Consider the following 17,785-nt stretch of genomic DNA (forward strand, 5'->3'; position numbering starts at 1 on the left):
CCTCAGTTGAACTGCCGGATGCAGCGGTCGCGCACTTCCAGCCCGCTGCGCCCGAGTCGCTCCTGCCGCCGATAGCAGGCGATGACCTCGTCCCACGCTTCCTGATAACCCAGCCCCTCGGCTTCCGCGTAGTCTGCCAGCCAGTCGGATGCGGGAAGCGAGAATTCGCGCAGGCTCTGCGGCGTGCCGATGTTGACGATTTGCCCCTCGCCGCAGCGTGCGCGAAGCGTCTTCACTGTTTCCCATTCCTCCTGAGCGCTATTGGGTCCACCCCACGCGCCTACCTCCCCTATCCGGTATGTTTCGGTCTCCCACTGGTTGGTGCTGGTGACGATGAGGAAGCCCTCCTCGTCCAGCCCGAGCTGCGTCTGGTAACCGAACATGACCAGCGGGCCTTTGTCCCCGTCATCGTCCCTCTCGAAACGGAAGCAGCCGTCGTCGAGGATGACCCGGCCCATGCCCAAAGCCAGCAACTGGATGGCAGGCGCGGTTTCCGCGCGTGGGAAAATGCGGATGAGGTCCTCGACGCGGCTGTCCGCGAATGGCGGCGGTGCGGGCGGTGCGAAAGTGAATTGCACCTCGTCACCCCATTTCCAGCCGCGTTCTTCGGCCGCAGCCATGAAGGTCTCGCGGGTGACGCCGGGCGTGATTTCCAGCACTCCGCGTGATGCATTCCCGCCAATCGCGGAGGACCACTTCAAGCCCTCGAACCGCTCAATCCAGACCTGCTGCAGCCGGTCGAGTTCCACCTGCGTCAACCCGCCCGTGCGCGGGAAAATATCGTCGCGCGAGGTATAGCGGGCGAGCGTTTCGGCCGCGTCGCGCTTGAACCAGACCTCCGCGCCCAGCAGCGTCTTCGGGTCTACCATCGCGGTCTCATCGCGCAGCAGCTTCACCTGTACGAAGTTGTCCGGCTCCTCGACCCGCAAGACTTGCTGGAGGCGCTGGACCTCGGCCTGGAAGGCGGCGGTCCCGTTGGCTTCCTCCCACAATTTTTCCTGCTCGGCGGGCGTGGCCTTGGAGAGGCGCGTGGAGAAGCTCTCGATGCCGTCCGGCTCCGGCGGCGGGCTTTCGGGATAGGGGAGCGCGGGCACTTCTGTGACCGAGATAAATCCACTTTCATTCAGAGTCGCGCCCGCAGGCACGAAAGTGCCATCGGCACTGACTGTCGGCGCAGGCGTATCGGATACCGAGGCGCAGGCAGACAGCAAGAAAACAGGCAGAATGGCGTAGCGCATGAGAGCGACCTCCTTTACCTCACAACTCGCCAACGTGCCTTGCGGGTTCCGCCGCGCGATTTTCTTCGCTAGGGCCTTGGGCCAAGCGCCCCAACAGCCGGAACCCGAGTGCTCAATTTCCTTCCCGCAATAGACCGCTACATCTTCCGGCTCGTCATCGTGCCGATGCTGGGCGTGTTCGTGCTGGCGGCATCGCTGCTGGTGCTCGACAAGATGTTGCGGCTGCTGGATTTCGTTGCTGTCGAAGGAGGCCCGGTCGGCGTGGTCTTCAAGATGCTCGCGACGTTGCTGCCCGAATATGCCAGCCTTGCCATCCCGCTGGGCTTGTTGCTCGGCATCCTGCTCGCCTTTCGCAAGCTTGCGACGACGAGCGAGCTCGACGTCTTCCGCGCGGTCGGGATGAGCTATGGCCGCCTGCTGCGCGTGCCCTTCGCCATCACCGCCATCCTGATGACGCTGAACGTGGCGCTGGTGTTCTTCATCCAGCCGGTCAGCCGCTTCACCTACGAAAGGCTTGAATACGAGCTGCGTTCGGGCGCGCTGGGCGCTTCCATCAAGGTGGGCGAGTTCAACACCATCGCCGACCGCATGGCGCTGCGCATCGAGGAGAGCGAGGACGACGGGCGCAAGCTGAAGGGCATTTTCGCACGCGTCGCCAACGACAAGGGGCAGGTGCTGTCGATCTCGGCCCGCGAAGGCGCATTCCTCGCCACCACCGATGACCCCGACACCATCATCCTGCGCCTGACGCAGGGCACGATCGTGCAGGACACGGGCAGCCAGACACCGCGGGTGCTCACCTTCACGCGGCACGACTTGCCCATCGACCTGCCGGCTATCGAGGAATTCCGGGCCAGGGGGGAGGACGAGCGGGAATACATCCTGCCCGAACTGCTCCGAATAGGCTGGGCCGACAACCAGACCGAGACCAAGCGCGATGCGTCTCAGGCCAGTTTCAACTTCCGACTGGTGGAGGTGGTGATGATGGCGCTGATGCCGCTCCTGGCAGTGGCGCTCGGCATACCGCCAAAACGAAGTACCAGCGCGCTTGGCGTGTTCCTCTCCATCATCATGGTCGTCGCCTATCACAAGGTGAACCAGTACGGGGAGGACGTCGGTGCGCTCGGCATCGTCGACCCGGTGCTCGCATTATGGGTGCCGTTCTTCCTGTTCGGCGCGCTGATATTGTGGATGTATTACCGCGTGGCCTACGTGCCCGGTGGGCAGGCCATCGGCGCGCTCGAGAACTGGTTCGGCAAGGTGACCAAGCGCGTGACGAAACTGTTCCGCAGGAAGCGGCGCGTGGTCCTGCCAGAAGAAGAGGCCGAGGCCTAAGACATGCAGCTCGATTTCTTCCCTTCGGCCACGCTGACGAAATATCTCGCCAAGCTGTTCGTCGTCCGCATCCTCGCGGTGCTGGTCATGCTCGTGCTGGTGCTGATGATGCTCGACCTCTTGTCGAACAGCGGCAAGATTTTGGCGGTCCCGGGTAACGGCCAGGGTGAGCTCCTCACCTATGCGGGGCTGCGCATTCCGCAGCTGATACAGCGCTTCCTGCCCTATTCGGTGCTGCTGGCGACGCTGATTACGCTGGTGACGCTGAACCAGAATTCCGAAGTCATCGCGATGAAGGCGGCCGGGCTGTCGGCGCACCAAGTGCTGGCGCCGCTCTTGCTGACGGCGCTGGTGGTCGGCGGCGCAAGTTTCGTCTTCAACGAGCGGGTCGTTACCCGCGCCACCGCTACTTTGAAAGCGTGGGATGCGGCAGAATTCGGGCCGATACCCGAGGAATCGACCGTGCGCGCCAACGTCTACCTCGCCGACGGGCCGAACGTGCTGACCGCAGCGCAACTGGCCGGAAGCGGCGACAACATCCGCATGACCGACGTCACCTGGTACCGTCGCAGCCCCGAGGGTGCGATTGTCGAGCAGGTCGACGCGGCGCGCGCGACCTATGCCGGCCCCGGCTGGCGGCTCGAGGACATCACTCGCTTCGATGTGGCCAGCGCCGGGTCGAGCGAGGCAGAAAGCCTGGTGGTGGGTGAGGAACTTACCCCGGACCAGATCGACCTCGCCAAGATAGACCCCGATGCCGTGCCCTTCTGGGATCTCGGCGAGCAAATCGACGCCTTCGAGGAAGCAGGCCGTCGTACTGGCGAGATGCGCGCCAAGTGGTGGCACAAGCTGTCCGGGCCGCTGTCGTCCTTCCTCATGCCATTGCTCGGCGCGGTGGCCGCCTTCGGCCTCGCGCGTTCGGGCCAGCTCTTCGTACGCGCGCTTATCGGCATGGCGCTCGGCTTTGCCTATTTCGTGGTCGACAATGCCGCGCTCGCCATGGGGAATTTCGGGGGCTATCCGCCGCTCTTGGCGGCATGGGCGCCGTTCTTCCTGTTCGCGCTGATAGGCGAAACGGTGCTCATCCGCACCGAGGAATGAGCGACTTTTCCATCCGGCTGGCGCGCGCGGAAGACGCAGACGCGCTGCCCGCAATCGAACTGGCCGCGGGAAAAATTTTCGATGGCGTGGAGGGCCTGTCCGGGGTTTCCGGCATGGATGCCGTTTCCGCCGACGAGCAGCGCAGGCTGATCCGCAAGGGCCATTCATTGGTGGCGGAAGCCGACGGGCGCATCATCGGCTTCCTGTCGACCGAACCCTTCCGGCGCGAACTGCACATCCGCGAATTCTCGGTCCACCCCGACCATCAGGGCCAAGGTATCGGCAGTGTCCTGCTTCGCGCTGCAGACATCGATGCGCGCAACAGCGGCTTTGCGGCGCTCACACTCACCACCTTCGTCGACGTGCCGTGGAATGGGCCCTTCTACGCTCGCCATGGTTTCAAGACCGTCACCGACCTCGATGCCCACCCGCGCCTCAAGGCTGATATCGAGCAGGAAGTGCAACACGGCCTGCCGCGCGAACGGCGCATCGCAATGATACGCTTCCTCGATTGACGAATTTCGGGAACCGCCTCAATTTCGGCGCATTGACGACACAAAGCTGCCACAAAGGAGTTTTGGCATGAAGAAGTTTGCTATTCCCGCCCTCGCCGCTGCAATCGCGCTTGGCGCCTGCGCCGAAGCCGAAGCCCCTGCCGATGAAGGCACCGACGGCACCGACACCGTAGTCGTCGAAGAGCCCGCTGCCACCGAGACCACCGTCGTGACCGAACCCGGCACGGGCGAAGGCACCGGTTCGAGCGTCACCATCGACGGCGCCGACGTCGACGCGACCATCAGCGAAGACGGCGTGCAGGCCAATATCGACGCTAACTAAGCGACAAATTCACCGGGTCGCAGACCCGTGATTTAAGGGCCGTTCCCAGTCACCGAGGGGAGCGGCCCTTTTTCGTGTCCGTCAGGATTTGCGGCCCATGGTGCTGCGGGCAATCCGCGCGACCAGCACGCCCATGCCGGCATGATTGGCACCGTGATAGGTCGAGCTCTCGCCCAGTTCCTTTACAAGGCGGCGATGCGCCTCGGGCAGCGAGTGATAGGGCATCGAGGGCATGAGGTGGTGCAGCGCGTGATAGCGCAGGCCCACCGGAGCCCAGATCTCGGCAATACGGCCGGGCGGCGGCACGTTGACACTGTCGAGGAACTGCGCCGTGACGGTCATCGCCTCGCCCTCGTTCTCCCACAGATGCGCCACGAGCGTGCGCAGCTGGTTGAGCAGTGCCACGACCGAGGCCACGCCCAGCGCGATGAGCAGCGGCTTCCAGCCAAGCACGAAGATGCTGCCGATGAGTAGCCAGGCCCAGAGGGCACCGGCGGCTTCCTGCATGATCACGCGCGGGCGCAAATCGCCTTCGGGCGGACGGCGGCGAAATTCGGGGTTGATGGCCAGAGCGCTCGCCCGCTGCCAGGTCAGGCGGCGGATGGGCGGGATGATTGCGCCCAGCGGCACCAGCACGGCAAAGCGGAACAGCAGAGCTACGGGTGCGAGGATGGCGATGATGACGAAGAGCGGCAGGCTCCACGCATTCATGAGCGCAAGCGGGAGGTATTCCGGGTCTGCCACCGTCCCGTACTGCGTGCGCTTGTGGTGCAGCGTGTGGACCTGCTCGTACATGAAGGACGGGGTCAGCATGGGTACGCCGACCAGCGCGTTCCACGCCGTACGGAAGCCCGGCAGAGCGCCGTTCCGGAAATGCGAAATCTCGTGGATGAAAAGCAGTGCGCGATAGAGCGACAGCACGGAGACCACGGCGAAAACCGCCGCCAGCGCGATGTTTTCGACGAGAATGGCCGCCGCCAGCGAGCCGTAACCAACCAGCGCCGAGCCGACCATGTCGGTCCAGTAAATCGCGGCGCGGTGCTCGGCGATATCCTTGGTCAGGTCGCGCGCAGCGCGAAGCATCGCCTTGTCGTCGGCGATTTGCGAATGCCAGCCGCGTTCGCGCGGTGCGGATGCGTCCTTGGCGACAGAAATGGTCTGTTCGGCGTTCATGTCATGTGTTCCTGAGGGTGCGCCCTTAGCGGAAAACCGCGGGCTTTCACAGCCTGCACTCTCGATGAATGTAATCGAGCCGCGCGCAAGCTTGCTTGACATCGTCCCTGTGCCACAGAAAGGGCTAACCCCGGCTGAACAAGGAAGAATGCCCAGTGTCCGACACGCATATCGTTATCGAGCCCGTCGAAGGCAAGAAGGGGCGCGCTGCCTTTGTCGACATCGGACGCGAATTCGCCGCGCGCGAGGAGCATTCGGTCCCGCAGCTGCGCTCCGAACAGCTCGAACTTGTCGATCCCAAGAAGAACCCCTTCTTCGGCCACGCCACCGTCCAGCTCTTCATCGCGACCCGCGACGGCAAGCCGGTGGGGCGGATTGCCGCGCATATCGACCACCTCGCGCTCGAACTGCCGCAGGAACAGGGCATGGGGCCGGGCACCGGCATGTTCGGCTATTTCGATGCCGAGGACGAGGCAGTCGCGCACGCATTGCTCGCAAGGGCCGAGGAATGGCTGCGCGCACAGGGCATGACCCGCGTTATCGGGCCGCTTTCGCTGTCCATCTGGGAAGAGCCTGGCTTGCTGGTGAAGGGACAGGACCACGCGCCCACCATCATGATGGGCCACCATCCGGCACACTACCAGGGCTGGATAGAAGGCTATGGCTTCGCCGAGACGAAGCGTTTGATGACCTACGACCTTCCCATCGACAAGCCCTTCCCCAAACTGGTGCAGCGCATCGTGCAATCGGGCGAACGCAACGAGCGTATCACCATCCGCCCCATCGATATGAAGCGGTGGGACGAGGAAATCCGCTCCGTGCTCCACATCCTCAACGATGCCTGGTCGACCAACTGGGGCTTCGTGCCCTTCACCGATGACGAGATTTCGCATGCGGCGAAGAAGATGAAGCCCATCATCAAGCCGCAGCTCAACATGATTGCCGAACTCGATGGCCGCCCCGTGGCCTTCATGATGGTGTTGCCCGACATGAACCAGGTGCTGAAGAAGGTGGACGGCAAGCTCTTCCCCTTCGGCTGGTTCCACGTGCTGCGCTGGCTGCGGAAGCCCATGGGCGCGGATATGCGCGTGCCGCTGATGGGCGTGCTCAAGGAGTTCCAGAACTCGCGGCTCGCCAGCCAGCTGGCCTTCATGATGATCGAATATATCCGTCGCAACGCCACCGCAGACTACAACAGCAAGCGAGGTGAAATCGGCTGGATCCTCGACGACAACAAGGGAATGATTGCGATTGCCGACACCATCGAGGCCGTCGTCAATCGCGAATATGTGATCTACGAGAAAGCGCTTTAGCAATCCGGCGCGTGGCAGCCCTGCCACACCACCCGCGCGATGTGACCGCGCGCGGGAACAAGCTCGGCCCCGGCATGGTTCGGTAAAGCAGGGGCTCGCAAGACTGCGGGGCCCATATCCATCGGACCCCAGGGGCAGCGTGAAGCAAGCAAAAATCTCGACCGTCCTCCCGGCCCATGTGCTGGTCGTGGAAGACGATGCCATTATCGGCCTCACCATCGAGCAGGCGCTGGTCGATGCAGGGGTGGGCGAGGTCGAGATTTGTCCCACGACCGATGAAGCGCTGGCGGCGCTGCGCCGCAAGCAACCCGATGCCATCGTGCTCGACATCCACCTTGCCGACCGCGACGACGGCTGGGCGATTGCCGAACTCGTCCGCACATTGGGCCCCGACAGCCCGCGCATCATCTTCTCGACCGGCATGCCGCGCGACATCCCTGCCGATATCGCCGAACTTGGCTGTGTCCTCGAAAAGCCGTATGAGCCCGAAGTGCTGGTGGACCTTCTGCGCGAACCTGCGCGCAAAGGCATCATCTCACGACTTCGCGGCGCTCTCAAAAGCCACTAGGCCCCTGAAAATTGGATGCGGGCCCGCCGTTCAAGGGCGCTCGATGCTGTGCGCGCGATCAGCAACACGCATCACGGCCAAAAAAAAGGCCTTCGCTCTCTGGGAGCGAAGGCCTTTCGGGATCGTATCACCAGCCGCTTGGACGGGAGGGGGGGTCTCGGCGGTGACATAGACTAAATGACCCGACCGAAATGGGGTTCCCGGCAATAGCAAATTTTTTTGCTTAACCCGTCCGCGCCCCAGCCTCCCTTTAGATATAGGGGCGTTGTCCTTTGCGCGAGCGCTCAAAATCGGCGTAGTCGGCGGCCTTGTCCATGTCGGGCACGCAGATCTCGCGTGGCCCCCACTGGACCAGCCCTTCACGGTCGAGCGCCCGGATGGTGCGGTTGGTATGGACCAGCGAAAGCCCGAGCATGTCGGCAATCTGCGACTGGGTGATCGGGATATCGAGCACGTTGTTGTCATGCGCGAGGCCGGTGGCAATCGCGCGGTCGAGCAACCAGACGGCGAGGAACACCACGCGTTCTTTCGCGCTGCGCTGGCCGAGCGAGACAATGTGCCCCTCGAGCGCGGTCTCTTCCTTGGCCGCGAGCCAGGTCACATCGTAACCGAGTTCCGGATTGTGCTTGATGAGATGGGTGAAGTCACCGCGGTTGAAAACGCACAGGCGTACCGGGATGAGCACTTCGACCGAATGGCTCGAAGGCTCGTCGAAAGCGCCCTGCAGGCCGACAAGGTCTCCGGGAAACATGAAGTTGACGATCTGGCGCCGGCCATCCTCGAGCGAGCGATAGCGGATGAGCACACCTTCCAGCACCGTGTAGAGATGCCGCACCTCTTCATCTTCGCGCACGACCGTGTCGCCACGTTCGTACAGCTTCTCGCCTTGCTTGATGGTGTTCATATAGGCTCGCTGGGGCTCCTCCAGCGGGCGCAATCCCCGGCAATCGAGCAACGGGCAGCTCAGGCAGTTGTATGGCTCGGCTACGTCCAGCAAGGCGGTTCCCCTCTGCCTGATCGGATAATTCTCCAACATCGCTCTCGTTGTCGGAAATAAGCAGTTTGTCAAATCACGGTTTTTGCCGCAGCAGGCGGAACCGATGCAAAGCAGGGACGTTCTCCCCGCGCAAACCACGGAAGGGGTTATATGTCGCTTGGTGACCAGATTGCTAAAAACCTGCCTTATCTACGCCGTTATGCCCGCGCGCTGACCGGCTCGCAGGCTACCGGAGATGCCTTTGTCCGCGCCACGCTCGAAGCAGCGCTGGCCGACGAACAGTTGAAATCTTCGCTCGAAGGCGGTCGCGTGCCGCTCTACCGCGCTTTCAACAAGGTGTGGTCGAGCGCCTATATGGACGTGCCCGGCGAAGAGGGCGATACCGGCCACGAAGGTGCTGCGCAGGACCGCCTCAAATCGATTACGCCATTGAACCGCCAGGCCCTGCTGCTGACCACGCTTGAGGATTTCAGCGTCGAGCAGGCCGGCGAGATCATGGAAGTCGACGCTTCCGAGATCGAGCGCCTTGTCCAGGATGCGGTCACCGAAATCGACCGCGAGAGCGCGACGAGCGTCCTCATCATCGAGGACGAGCCGCTGATCTCGATGCAGCTCGAAGACCTCGTGACCTCGCTCGGCCACGAAGTGTGCGGCACCGCCGCCACCCGCACGCAGGCGCAGGAAGTCGTCGCAGAGAAAACCCCGGGCCTCGTGCTCGCCGACATCCAGCTGGCCGACGGCTCCTCGGGTCTCGATGCGGTGGACGACATCCTCGCCATCGACAGCGTGCCGGTGATTTTCATCACCGCCTATCCCGAGCGCCTGCTTACCGGCGACCGTCCCGAGCCGACCTATCTCGTGACCAAGCCGTTCCAGGAACAGACGGTGCGCGCGGCTATCAGCCAGGCGCTGTTCTTCGGGTCGAGCCGCCCGCTCGGCTGACACGGTTCACCAGTCAAAAGGGGATGAGGCCGCGCGGAGCGATCCGGGCGGCCTCTTCTTTTGCCGATCAGGAGGGACAAGTGCCGCCGCCCGAGCCGACGCCCGAATGGGGTCCTCCCGAGTGCGCGTGGGGGAGCCGTGAGTGAACGAGGCTATCTGTAGGGGAAAGGCGCAGCTGGCGGCCTTCCATGGCTCAATGCCCGCGCGCAGCGCCTGCCGGTCCCTTGCTGCGCAATTCGAATTCGCTCGGCTCGCGCACCGGCACGAGCAAGGTGCAGCGCACGCCTTCGGGCGCGAATTCGAGCTCGACCGGATGGCGCAATTCGTGGGCTACGATTTTTTCGATGAGGTCGGTTCCGAAGCCTCGCTTGCGCGGCAGGGTCACCTGCGGGCCCTGGCTCTCGACCCATTCGACGCGGGCGAGCGTGTCGTTCACCAGCTCCCAGCGGATTTCAACCTTGCCGCCACTCGTCGAAAGCGCGCCGTATTTGGCGGCATTGGTGGCCAGTTCATGCAGCGCCAGCCCGAGCGACAAGGCGTCGTTGGGCGCAAGCTCTACCTCCGGCCCCTCGATGACCAGTTCGTGGTCCTCATCGTCTGTATAGGGCGCAAGCTCGACCGAGACGACCGAGCGAACGGGCGTGGTACCCCACTCGGACTGCGTCAGCAGGTCATGGGTTGCGGACAGCGCGCGGATGCGGCTGTCGATACCTTCGGCAAATTCGTCCAGCGAATCCGTCCTGCGTCGGGTCAGCGAAACGATGGAGAGCACATTGGCGAGCGTGTTCTTCACGCGATGATTGAGTTCGCGGGTGAGCGAGTTGCGGATCGAATTTTGCTGGGCGAACCATTCGAGCGAACGGCTGTCTTCTTGCGCCTGCTGGGTGAGCAGGCGGGCGACGACGAGCAGCAGGCTTGCCACGGCAAGGCCGAACAGCAGGGTAATCATGGACAGCGGCGACAAGGTCGCGTCGCGCCCGGACTGGATCACCATGACCATCCTTCGGTTGGCGAGGTCGACCTCGCGCTCGACCTTCTCGCCCTGGTCGTTCCAGCCGGGCGTCTGCGCCATCAGCAGGCGCTCCCCCCCGGAGACATCGTAGAAGCGCACGCTCGCCTTGGTCCCCTGGACGAGCTCGGAAGCGGAAGAGAGGAATTGCGAGGCGTTGAAGGGGCTATAGACAAAGCCCTTCAGGCTGCGGCCCGGCCCGGTCCCGTCGAACACCGGCATATAGATTAGGAAACCCGCCTCCTCGGCACCCCCTTCCTGGACGAGGGTAACCCGGCCGCTGGCGGTGGGCCGCATCGTCCGGGTTGCCTGGTCCATCGCCTCACGGCGCGTAGGCTCGGAATACATGTCGAAGCCGAGCGCGCGGCGATTGCGCAGCGTGTCGGGCTGCAGGAACAGGATGGGGACCAGCTGGCTGCGCGGTTGCTCATCGAGCGAAGGGACAACCTTCGTCAGCCCTATCTTGCCCGAACTGGCCACGCGTTCGAAATCGGCAACCTGACGGGCGGATATGGCGGGAGCCCATCCGATGCCTTCCGCACCCCGGTAATCGGCATCGAGCCGCAGCTCGGAAACGAACTGGCGGAAAAGTTCGGGCGTAACTTCTGCCTGCGCCCCGAACAGCGCAGCGCCTGCCCGCAGGAACGAGGAATTGGAATAGGCGCGCCGCTCGATCGCGCCGACCATCGATTGCGCCTGCCGGTTGAGTTCGGCGGTCTCGCGCACCCGCTCCCCGCGCTCGATCGAGAATACGCTGACGACCGTGACGGCGGCGACCAGCAGGAAAATCGCGAGGGGCACGGCGCGCGGATAATCCACCAGCCAGCGCCTCCGCATCCCCCTTCGAATGAGATCGTCCTGTACCAGCGGAAATCCTCGTTTATCTACTGCCCCGGCAGCCCTACTATCCGCCGCCTCACCTAAAGTTCCACGGACATGGGGAGTTTTCCCCCGCAGTTGCAAAATTGCCTTGGAACCACATTGAGAGTTCGGCGTTCTGCACGCACACACGGGATCGAAAACGCGGGAGGTCCGGCAGGTGCCGGGCCTTGAATCCGCGAAGGCAAGGACGCATTCTTCAAACGATGACTTCTGAAAAACCTTCCGCAAGCAAGCCCGTGGCGGGCAGCGCGAAGGAAGCAGCTTCCGGCAAGGAACGACCCGACTGGGCCAATGGCCTGCGTCGGCTTTACGATTCCGTCGTCGAGGAAGAGCTTCCCGACAGCTTCAAGGATCTTCTTTCACAGCTGGACAGTAAGGACTGATGGGGGCCGAGAAACGCACGGCCTCGGAAAAGGCCGACTTCAAGCGAGAACTTACCGAGGTGGTGCCGCACCTGCGTGCTTTTGCGCGCGGTTTGTGTGGGCGCGCCGACATGGCCGACGATCTCGTCCAGGAAACCCTGCTCAAGGCTTGGGCGGCGCAGGAGCGCTTCCAGCCGGGCACCAGCATGCGCGCATGGACCTTCGTAATCCTGCGCAATGCCTATCTCACCGACATGCGGCGCAACCGCTTCCGCGGCGAGTATGACGAGACCGTGGCCGAACGCGTGCTGACGGCACCTGCCGGACAGGAGGAGCCTATCCACCTCTCCGACATGCACCGCGCGCTTCTGACCCTCCCGCCCGAACGGCGAGAGGCGCTGCTGCTGGTGGGCGCGGGCGGCTTTTCCTACGAGGAAGCGGCCAATATCTGCGGCTGCGCTGTCGGCACCATCAAGAGCCGCGTGGGCCGCGCCCGCGCCGCCTTGAACACGATGCTGGCCGATGGCTCCATTCCCAAGCGCTCGATCGAGGATGACACCGCGCACCGCGCCATCCTCGAGGAACTCGACGATGTAGCAGCGGGGCAGGGTGTCGCGGCACGTAGCTAGTCGCTGGCAGCGCCGTCTTGCCCACGTTCAGACTTCACGGCACATAGGGCGGCGATGAGCGAGGGAGACATCAAGGAAACCGGCAGCCAGCCACCCGTCGCACCCGCGCACGGGCGGCGGTTCACCTTTGCCGAGCAGGAACTGCGACTGATTTCCGCACTGGTCGTCTTCATCGGCCTCGGCCTGTTCTTCGCCCTGCCCTTCGTGCTCTCCATCGGTTCGGTGGTCTTCCTGCCGGTGGTGACGGCGATCGTGCTGACGGTCATCCTTTCGCCTCTGGCCGACAAACTGCACGGCTGGGGCCTGCCCAATGCGCTCGCCTCGCTGATTTCGCTGGTGGTCTTCTTTGCCATACTGGTGCTGGCGCTGGCGCTCATCCTCCAGCCGGCGGTCGCGCTGTTCGACGAATTTCCTGCTCTCCTCCAGCAGGTAGGCGACCGCTTCACCGAGATCCGCACGCAGTTCGACTGGGTGGCCCAGATAAACCAGCAGCTCGCCGAACTGGTCGAGCGCGAGGAAGCGCGCGAGGTGGTGGTCGCCACGCCCAGCATGCTCGAGGAAATCGCCATCGCCACACCGACGGTGATTATCGAGGCCATCCTCACGCTGCTGATGGCCTTCTTCATGATCGAGGCGCGGGTGCGGCTGCGCCAGCGCCTGCTGTTCGGCCGCGCCAGTTTCGGCACCAGCATCAAGGCAGCGCGTGTCCTGCGCGAAGTGCAGGACCGCGTTGCCGCCTATATCCTCACCGTTGGCTGGATCAACGCGCTGGTCGGCGTGGTGGTGGCATTGGGCGCGTGGGCGCTCGGAGTCGACGCGCCGATCATGTGGGGCGGGCTCGCCGCCATCCTCAACTTCCTGCCCTATATCGGCCCCACCATCATGGTTTTCCTGCTTGCGCTATTCGGTATCGGGACGACCGAGACGGTCTTGCTCGGCCTTATTCCGGCAGCAGCCTATCTTGCGCTGCATACCGTCGAGGCGAATGTCATCACGCCTTCCATTCTCGGCGCACGCTTCACGATGAACCCGGTGATGATCCTCATCGCCCTGTCCTATTTCACCTGGATTTGGGGGGTGTTCGGGGCCTTGCTGTCGGTCCCAATCCTGCTGATGCTGACCGCGCTGTTCGACCATGTCGGCAGGCCCAACCTCATCGGCTTCATCTTCGGCGAACCGCTGTTTGCGAACAAGTTCCTCGAAGATGCGCCCGAAGAGGCAGAGACCAAGTAAAAAACCCGCCGCGCAGATGAGCGCAGCGGGCTTTCCTGAAATTCAGTCGCGAGACGCGCTTAGCAGGGATACTGCCAGGTGGTGCCGCGGGCGAGGTTGTCGCTGGCGAACTTCCAGTTGAGCTTGCCGGCAACCGCGCCGAGGTACTCGGGGCGCGCGTTCTGGTGATCGAGGTAATAGGCGTGTTCCCAGAGGTCGATGACGAGGAGCGGGTTCACCCCGTCCTGATCGGCCAGCGTGTCGCCGTCATGCGTTTCCTCGATGGTCAGTTCGCCATTCTTCACCGCCAGCCAGACCCAGCCGCTGGCGAAATGGCCTGCGCCGCGTTCTTTCAGCTTGTCCTTGAGCCCGTCGACCGAGCCGAAAGCGCTGTCGATCATGCTCTTGAGCTCATCCGAAGCGTTGGTTTCTTCTGCCGCCATCGAGTGCCAGTAGAAGCCGTGGTTCCAGCTCTGTGCCGAGTTGTTGAACAGGCCCTGGTCGCTGCCGCGCGCTGCCGCAATCACTTCCTCTAGCGTCTTGCCGGAAAGGTCACCGCCATCGATGGCCGCGTTGGTCTTGTCGATATAGGCCTTGTGGTGCCTGCCGTGATGGTAGCTCAGCGTCTTGGCCGAAACGGCGGGTTCGAGTGCGGTGTCGTCATACGGAAGATCGATCAGCTCGAAAGCCATGGAGTGGTCCCCTCTTGGGTTGGTGTGTAGAACTCTTCTGCGACCCTAACGCACCAAGGCGCGCGTGGTTGCATGTAGCAGCGACAAGCGGAACCGAAAGGGGGGTGAGCGGTCTTTTCTTCGCTGGCCGAACGCGCCAGAAGGGGCGAACACGGGAAAGCACAAAGGAAATCCATGGCGCGCAAGTTCTTCGGCACCGACGGTATTCGCGGACGCACCAATGAAGGCGTGATGACCGCCGAAATCGCGATGAAGGTCGGGCAGGCTGCCGGTACGCATTTCTTGCGCGGCGGCCACCGCCACCGCGTCGTCATCGGCAAGGACACACGCCTGTCGGGCTATATGATGGAGAGCGCGCTGGTAGCGGGCTTCACCAGCGTGGGCATGGATGTCATCATGACCGGACCGCTGCCGACCCCGGCCATCGCCCTCCTCACCCGCGAGATGCGCGCCGATTTGGGCGTGATGATTTCAGCCAGCCACAACCCGTTCGAAGACAATGGCATCAAACTCTTCGGCCCCGACGGCTTCAAGCTGTCGGACGAAGCCGAGATGGCGATCGAGACGCTGATTGCGCAGGAGCCGCTGCTGGTCAGCCCCGACCGCATCGGCCGCGCCCGCCGGATCGACGACGCAAGCGGGCGCTACATCCACGCGGTCAAGCAATCGGTGGCGAGCGACATCCGCTTCGACGGCCTCAAGGTCGTGGTCGATTGCGCCAATGGCGCGGCCTACAAGGTCGCCCCGGCAGCCATCTGGGAACTGGGTGCCGACATCGTCACCATGGGGGTCGAGCCGGACGGCACGAACATCAACCGCGACGTAGGCTCGACTTCGCTCGATGCGATCAAGGCGCGGGTGGTCGAGGAAGAAGCGCATATCGGCATCGCTCTGGATGGCGACGCCGACCGCCTCATCGTCATCGACGAGAAGGGCCGCACGGTCGATGGCGACCAGATCATGGGCCTCATCGCCTCGCGCCTTCACGACCGCGGCGACCTGAAGGGTGGCGGCGTGGTAGCGACCGTGATGAGCAATCTCGGACTCGAACGCTATCTTGAAGGCCAGGGCCTGACGCTCGAGCGCACCAAGGTCGGCGACCGCTACGTGCTCGAACGGATGAAGCAGGGCGGCTTCAACGTGGGCGGCGAGCAGTCGGGGCACATGATTTTGACCGACCACGGCACGACCGGTGACGGCACCGTTGCCGCGCTGCGCGTGCTCGCCAGCCTCGTGCGCTCGGGCAAGCCGGCGAGCGAATTGCTGCATGTCTTCGACCCTGTCCCGCAACTGCTCAAGAACGTGCGCTATTCGGGCGGCAAGCCGCTGGAAAACGAAAGCGTGAAGGCGGTCATCGCCGAAGCGGAAAAGGAGCTGGAGGGCAAGGGCCGCCTCGTCATCCGTCCTTCGGGTACGGAGCCGGTCATCCGCGTGATGGCGGAAGGTGATGATGCGGCACAGGTCGAGCAAGTCGTCGACCGCATCTGCGATGCCGTGAGGGAGGCCGCCTGATGCTCGAAATGCGACCCGATTGCGAGCGCTGTGGTACCGACCTCCCCGCCGAAGCGTCCGGCGCTTTCATCTGCAGCTTCGAATGCACTTACTGCGCCGACTGCGCCGACGCGCTCGACGACCTCTGCCCCAATTGCGGCGGAGAATTGATGGACCGCCCCACCCGCGCGGCCAGGCTGCAGGAGAAATATCCGCCCAGCACGACGCGGAAGTTCAAGGGGTGAGCGAGGCGAATACCCCGCCCCGCGTCCTCTCCATTGCCGGATCCGACAGTTCGGGCGGTGCGGGCATCCAGGCCGACATCAAGACCATCACCATGCTCGGCGGCTATGCCATGAGTGCCATCACCGCCGTCACCGCGCAGAACACGCGCGGGGTGCAGGGGATCGAGGTCATGCATCCCGACCTCGTCATGGACCAGGTCGGCAGCTGCCTTTCCGATATCGGTGCCGATGCGATCAAGATCGGCATGCTGGGCTCGCCCGAGATCGCGCTGCGGCTTGCAGAGCGGCTCGACACCTATTCGGGCGCTATCGTGTTTGACCCCGTTATGGTCGCGACCAGCGGCTCTGCGCTCGCGGACGATGCCACCATCGGAGCTTTCTCGGCGCTGATGCAGATTGCCACCATCGTCACACCCAACCTTCCCGAACTCGCCGCACTCACCGGGCGCGAGGAAATCGGGCCGGACGAGGTCTTCGAGGCCGCGAGCCAGCTTGCCGGGGAGCAGGACACCATCGTGCTTGCCAAGGGCGGGCACGGCGAGGGTGACCAGGTGGTCGACTACGTGGTTTCGTCGAGCGGCAAACTCGCCAGCTTCGGCCACGCGCGCATCGATACGCGGCACACACATGGCACGGGCTGCACGCTATCCTCGGCGCTTGCCACCATGCTCGGACACGGCCAGCCGCTGACCAATGCCATCCGCATCGCGCGCGCCTTTACCCGGGCCGCGATTATGCAGGCCCCGGGCTTTGGCGAAGGCAGCGGACCGCTCGGCCACCAGTCCGTCAGGAAGCTGGAGCCGGGCGACGGAAACTAGCGTTCGAGGCCGTAGAAACCGGAAATCTTTTCCCAGGCCTCGTCGGCAGTCTCCACCCAGCGGAAAAGGTCGAGGTCCTTCTTCGAAATCGTGCCTTCCTCGGCAATCGCCTCGAAATTGATGACACGGCTCCAGAAATCCTTGCCGAACAGCAGGATCGGCATGGGCTTCATCTTGCCCGTCTGGATCAGGGTCAGCAGTTCGAAGAATTCATCGAACGTGCCAAAACCGCCGGGGAACACCGCCACCGCCCGGGCGCGGAGCAGGAAGTGCATCTTGCGCAGCGCGAAATAGTGGAAGTTCAAGGAGAGGTAGGGCGTCACATACTGGTTTGGCGCCTGCTCATGCGGCAGGATGATGTTGAGGCCGATGCTCTCGCCACCCGCATCGCTCGCGCCGCGGTTGGCCGCTTCCATAATCGACGGGCCGCCGCCAGAGCACACCACGAACTGACGCTTACCATCCTCTATGATGGACTTTTCGGTGACCATGCGCGCCAGCTTGCGCGCTTCGCCGTAATATTTCGACTTGGCGACAAGGTTCTCGACGATCTTGCGCTCGTCCTCCGGAAGGTTCTTCGCACCTTCGAGCGCTGCTTCGGCGGCTTCGGGCGGGGGAATGCGGGCGCTGCCGTACATCACCATGGTCGAACCGACACCCGCCTCGTCGAGAATCATTTCCGGCTTGAGCAATTCGAGCTGGAAGCGCACCGGGCGCAGCTCCTCGCGCAGCAGGAACTCCTTGTCCTGGAATGCGAGCTTGTAGGAAGGATGCGCCGTTTGCGGCGTATGCTGTTCCAGTCCCTTTTTTTCGAATTCGGCCTCTTTTTGGGCCGGATAGAACTTGCGATCCTTGAGATCGCGCTTTTGCTTTTCTTCTTCTGTCATGACGAGCGCGATACGTTGCGGGGATAATCGATACAAGTCTGGCCAATCCGCTTT

19 protein-coding genes are annotated in these 17,785 nt (G+C 63.4%); 13 read left to right on the plus strand and 6 right to left on the minus strand.

All coding sequences use genetic code 11. From position 1 onward, the window contains the following. Positions 1–2: 2 nt before the first annotated feature. Positions 3–1,238 carry a hypothetical protein gene (locus K3152_RS08395; protein WP_221573633.1) on the minus strand — a complete coding sequence of 412 codons (1,236 nt, stop codon included), beginning with the start codon at positions 1,236–1,238 and terminating at the stop codon, positions 3–5. Positions 1,239–1,346: 108 nt separating this feature from the next. On the opposite strand from K3152_RS08395, the gene K3152_RS08400 reads away from it, so the two are divergent. The 4 genes from K3152_RS08400 to K3152_RS08415 all read left to right on the plus strand — a co-directional run bounded on the left by K3152_RS08400 (position 1,347) and on the right by K3152_RS08415 (position 4,511). Then, on the plus strand, positions 1,347–2,573 hold the full coding sequence (locus K3152_RS08400; protein ID WP_221573634.1) for an LptF/LptG family permease: 1,227 nt from the start codon (positions 1,347–1,349) through the stop codon (positions 2,571–2,573). A gap of 3 nt (positions 2,574–2,576) precedes the next feature. Next, on the plus strand, positions 2,577–3,674 hold the full coding sequence (gene lptG, locus K3152_RS08405) for an LPS export ABC transporter permease LptG (protein ID WP_221573635.1): 1,098 nt from the start codon (positions 2,577–2,579) through the stop codon (positions 3,672–3,674). Then, complete coding sequence (locus K3152_RS08410; RefSeq protein ID WP_221573636.1) at positions 3,671–4,189, plus strand: GNAT family N-acetyltransferase; 519 nt, start codon at positions 3,671–3,673, stop codon at positions 4,187–4,189. The genes lptG and K3152_RS08410 overlap by 4 nt, the downstream gene beginning before the upstream one ends. A gap of 67 nt (positions 4,190–4,256) precedes the next feature. Then, the gene (locus K3152_RS08415; protein ID WP_221573637.1) at positions 4,257–4,511 is read left to right on the plus strand and encodes a hypothetical protein; all 255 of its coding nucleotides are present in this window, start codon (positions 4,257–4,259) and stop codon (positions 4,509–4,511) included. An 81-nt stretch (positions 4,512–4,592) separates the two neighbouring features. Here K3152_RS08415 and K3152_RS08420 read toward each other — a convergent pair whose 3' ends face one another. After that, on the minus strand, positions 4,593–5,684 hold the full coding sequence (locus K3152_RS08420) for a fatty acid desaturase family protein (protein ID WP_221573638.1): 1,092 nt from the start codon (positions 5,682–5,684) through the stop codon (positions 4,593–4,595). Positions 5,685–5,839: 155 nt separating this feature from the next. Here K3152_RS08420 and K3152_RS08425 point away from each other — a divergent pair, with 155 nt between their 5' ends. Further along, positions 5,840–6,997: a GNAT family N-acetyltransferase gene (locus tag K3152_RS08425; RefSeq protein WP_221573639.1), complete on the plus strand. Its 1,158-nt coding sequence runs from the start codon at positions 5,840–5,842 to the stop codon at positions 6,995–6,997. A gap of 139 nt (positions 6,998–7,136) precedes the next feature. Next, complete coding sequence (locus K3152_RS08430) at positions 7,137–7,565, plus strand: response regulator (RefSeq protein WP_221573640.1); 429 nt, start codon at positions 7,137–7,139, stop codon at positions 7,563–7,565. A 250-nt stretch (positions 7,566–7,815) separates the two neighbouring features. On the opposite strand, the gene K3152_RS08435 is transcribed toward K3152_RS08430, so the two are convergent. Beyond that, positions 7,816–8,469: a Crp/Fnr family transcriptional regulator gene (locus tag K3152_RS08435; RefSeq protein WP_221573641.1), complete on the minus strand. Its 654-nt coding sequence runs from the start codon at positions 8,467–8,469 to the stop codon at positions 7,816–7,818. 243 nt (positions 8,470–8,712) lie between these two features. On the opposite strand from K3152_RS08435, the gene K3152_RS08440 reads away from it, so the two are divergent. Next, the gene (locus K3152_RS08440; protein WP_221573642.1) at positions 8,713–9,504 is read left to right on the plus strand and encodes a response regulator; all 792 of its coding nucleotides are present in this window, start codon (positions 8,713–8,715) and stop codon (positions 9,502–9,504) included. A 193-nt stretch (positions 9,505–9,697) separates the two neighbouring features. On the opposite strand, the gene K3152_RS08445 is transcribed toward K3152_RS08440, so the two are convergent. Then, the gene (locus K3152_RS08445; RefSeq protein WP_345719782.1) at positions 9,698–11,332 is read right to left on the minus strand and encodes a CHASE domain-containing protein; all 1,635 of its coding nucleotides are present in this window, start codon (positions 11,330–11,332) and stop codon (positions 9,698–9,700) included. A 266-nt stretch (positions 11,333–11,598) separates the two neighbouring features. Between K3152_RS08445 and K3152_RS08450 the strand changes: the two genes are divergently transcribed. From K3152_RS08450 to K3152_RS08460, 3 genes are read left to right on the plus strand one after another with little or no spacing between them, the layout of a single operon-like run. Further along, on the plus strand, positions 11,599–11,778 hold the full coding sequence (locus tag K3152_RS08450; protein WP_221573644.1) for a NepR family anti-sigma factor: 180 nt from the start codon (positions 11,599–11,601) through the stop codon (positions 11,776–11,778). Then, the gene (locus K3152_RS08455) at positions 11,778–12,386 is read left to right on the plus strand and encodes a sigma-70 family RNA polymerase sigma factor (protein ID WP_040965207.1); all 609 of its coding nucleotides are present in this window, start codon (positions 11,778–11,780) and stop codon (positions 12,384–12,386) included. The genes K3152_RS08450 and K3152_RS08455 overlap by 1 nt, the downstream gene beginning before the upstream one ends. A gap of 54 nt (positions 12,387–12,440) precedes the next feature. Next, complete coding sequence (locus K3152_RS08460) at positions 12,441–13,619, plus strand: AI-2E family transporter (protein WP_221573645.1); 1,179 nt, start codon at positions 12,441–12,443, stop codon at positions 13,617–13,619. A gap of 59 nt (positions 13,620–13,678) precedes the next feature. Here K3152_RS08460 and K3152_RS08465 read toward each other — a convergent pair whose 3' ends face one another. After that, positions 13,679–14,290, minus strand: coding sequence for a superoxide dismutase (locus K3152_RS08465; RefSeq protein ID WP_221573646.1), 612 nt, complete (start codon positions 14,288–14,290; stop codon positions 13,679–13,681). A 174-nt stretch (positions 14,291–14,464) separates the two neighbouring features. On the opposite strand from K3152_RS08465, the gene glmM reads away from it, so the two are divergent. Genes glmM through thiD form a run of 3 tightly spaced genes read left to right on the plus strand, consistent with a single transcriptional unit; the run spans position 14,465 to position 16,844 of the window. Beyond that, positions 14,465–15,802, plus strand: a complete 1,338-nt coding sequence (gene glmM, locus K3152_RS08470) for a phosphoglucosamine mutase (RefSeq protein WP_221573647.1) — start codon at positions 14,465–14,467, stop codon at positions 15,800–15,802. Continuing rightward, positions 15,802–16,026, plus strand: coding sequence for a DUF1272 domain-containing protein (locus tag K3152_RS08475; protein ID WP_221573648.1), 225 nt, complete (start codon positions 15,802–15,804; stop codon positions 16,024–16,026). The genes glmM and K3152_RS08475 overlap by 1 nt, the downstream gene beginning before the upstream one ends. Beyond that, on the plus strand, positions 16,023–16,844 hold the full coding sequence (thiD, locus tag K3152_RS08480; RefSeq protein ID WP_221573649.1) for a bifunctional hydroxymethylpyrimidine kinase/phosphomethylpyrimidine kinase: 822 nt from the start codon (positions 16,023–16,025) through the stop codon (positions 16,842–16,844). Before K3152_RS08475 ends, thiD begins: the two co-directional genes overlap by 4 nt. On the opposite strand, the gene K3152_RS08485 is transcribed toward thiD, so the two are convergent. Then, entirely contained in the window at positions 16,841–17,731 is an 891-nt protein-coding gene (locus tag K3152_RS08485; RefSeq protein ID WP_221573650.1) for an LOG family protein, read from the minus strand. The two genes, thiD and K3152_RS08485, sit on opposite strands and share 4 nt — an antisense overlap. Between the last annotated feature and the right edge of the window lie 54 nt (positions 17,732–17,785).

This window comes from Qipengyuania polymorpha (genome assembly GCF_019711435.1).
Taxonomy (GTDB): Bacteria; Pseudomonadota; Alphaproteobacteria; order Sphingomonadales; family Sphingomonadaceae; genus Qipengyuania; species Qipengyuania polymorpha.

Coding starts and splice junctions, on each gene's coding strand:
- K3152_RS08485 (WP_221573650.1), bottom strand. CDS start 17,731: ATGACAGAAGAAGAAAAGCAAAAGCGCGATCTCAAGGATCGCAAGTTC.
- K3152_RS08450 (WP_221573644.1), top strand. CDS start 11,599: ATGACTTCTGAAAAACCTTCCGCAAGCAAGCCCGTGGCGGGCAGCGCG.
- K3152_RS08465 (WP_221573646.1), bottom strand. CDS start 14,290: ATGGCTTTCGAGCTGATCGATCTTCCGTATGACGACACCGCACTCGAA.
- K3152_RS08410 (WP_221573636.1), top strand. CDS start 3,671: ATGAGCGACTTTTCCATCCGGCTGGCGCGCGCGGAAGACGCAGACGCG.
- K3152_RS08440 (WP_221573642.1), top strand. CDS start 8,713: ATGTCGCTTGGTGACCAGATTGCTAAAAACCTGCCTTATCTACGCCGT.
- K3152_RS08420 (WP_221573638.1), bottom strand. CDS start 5,684: ATGAACGCCGAACAGACCATTTCTGTCGCCAAGGACGCATCCGCACCG.
- K3152_RS08395 (WP_221573633.1), bottom strand. CDS start 1,238: ATGCGCTACGCCATTCTGCCTGTTTTCTTGCTGTCTGCCTGCGCCTCG.
- K3152_RS08460 (WP_221573645.1), top strand. CDS start 12,441: ATGAGCGAGGGAGACATCAAGGAAACCGGCAGCCAGCCACCCGTCGCA.
- K3152_RS08455 (WP_040965207.1), top strand. CDS start 11,778: ATGGGGGCCGAGAAACGCACGGCCTCGGAAAAGGCCGACTTCAAGCGA.
- K3152_RS08475 (WP_221573648.1), top strand. CDS start 15,802: ATGCTCGAAATGCGACCCGATTGCGAGCGCTGTGGTACCGACCTCCCC.
- K3152_RS08415 (WP_221573637.1), top strand. CDS start 4,257: ATGAAGAAGTTTGCTATTCCCGCCCTCGCCGCTGCAATCGCGCTTGGC.
- glmM (WP_221573647.1), top strand. CDS start 14,465: ATGGCGCGCAAGTTCTTCGGCACCGACGGTATTCGCGGACGCACCAAT.
- K3152_RS08435 (WP_221573641.1), bottom strand. CDS start 8,469: ATGAACACCATCAAGCAAGGCGAGAAGCTGTACGAACGTGGCGACACG.
- lptG (WP_221573635.1), top strand. CDS start 2,577: ATGCAGCTCGATTTCTTCCCTTCGGCCACGCTGACGAAATATCTCGCC.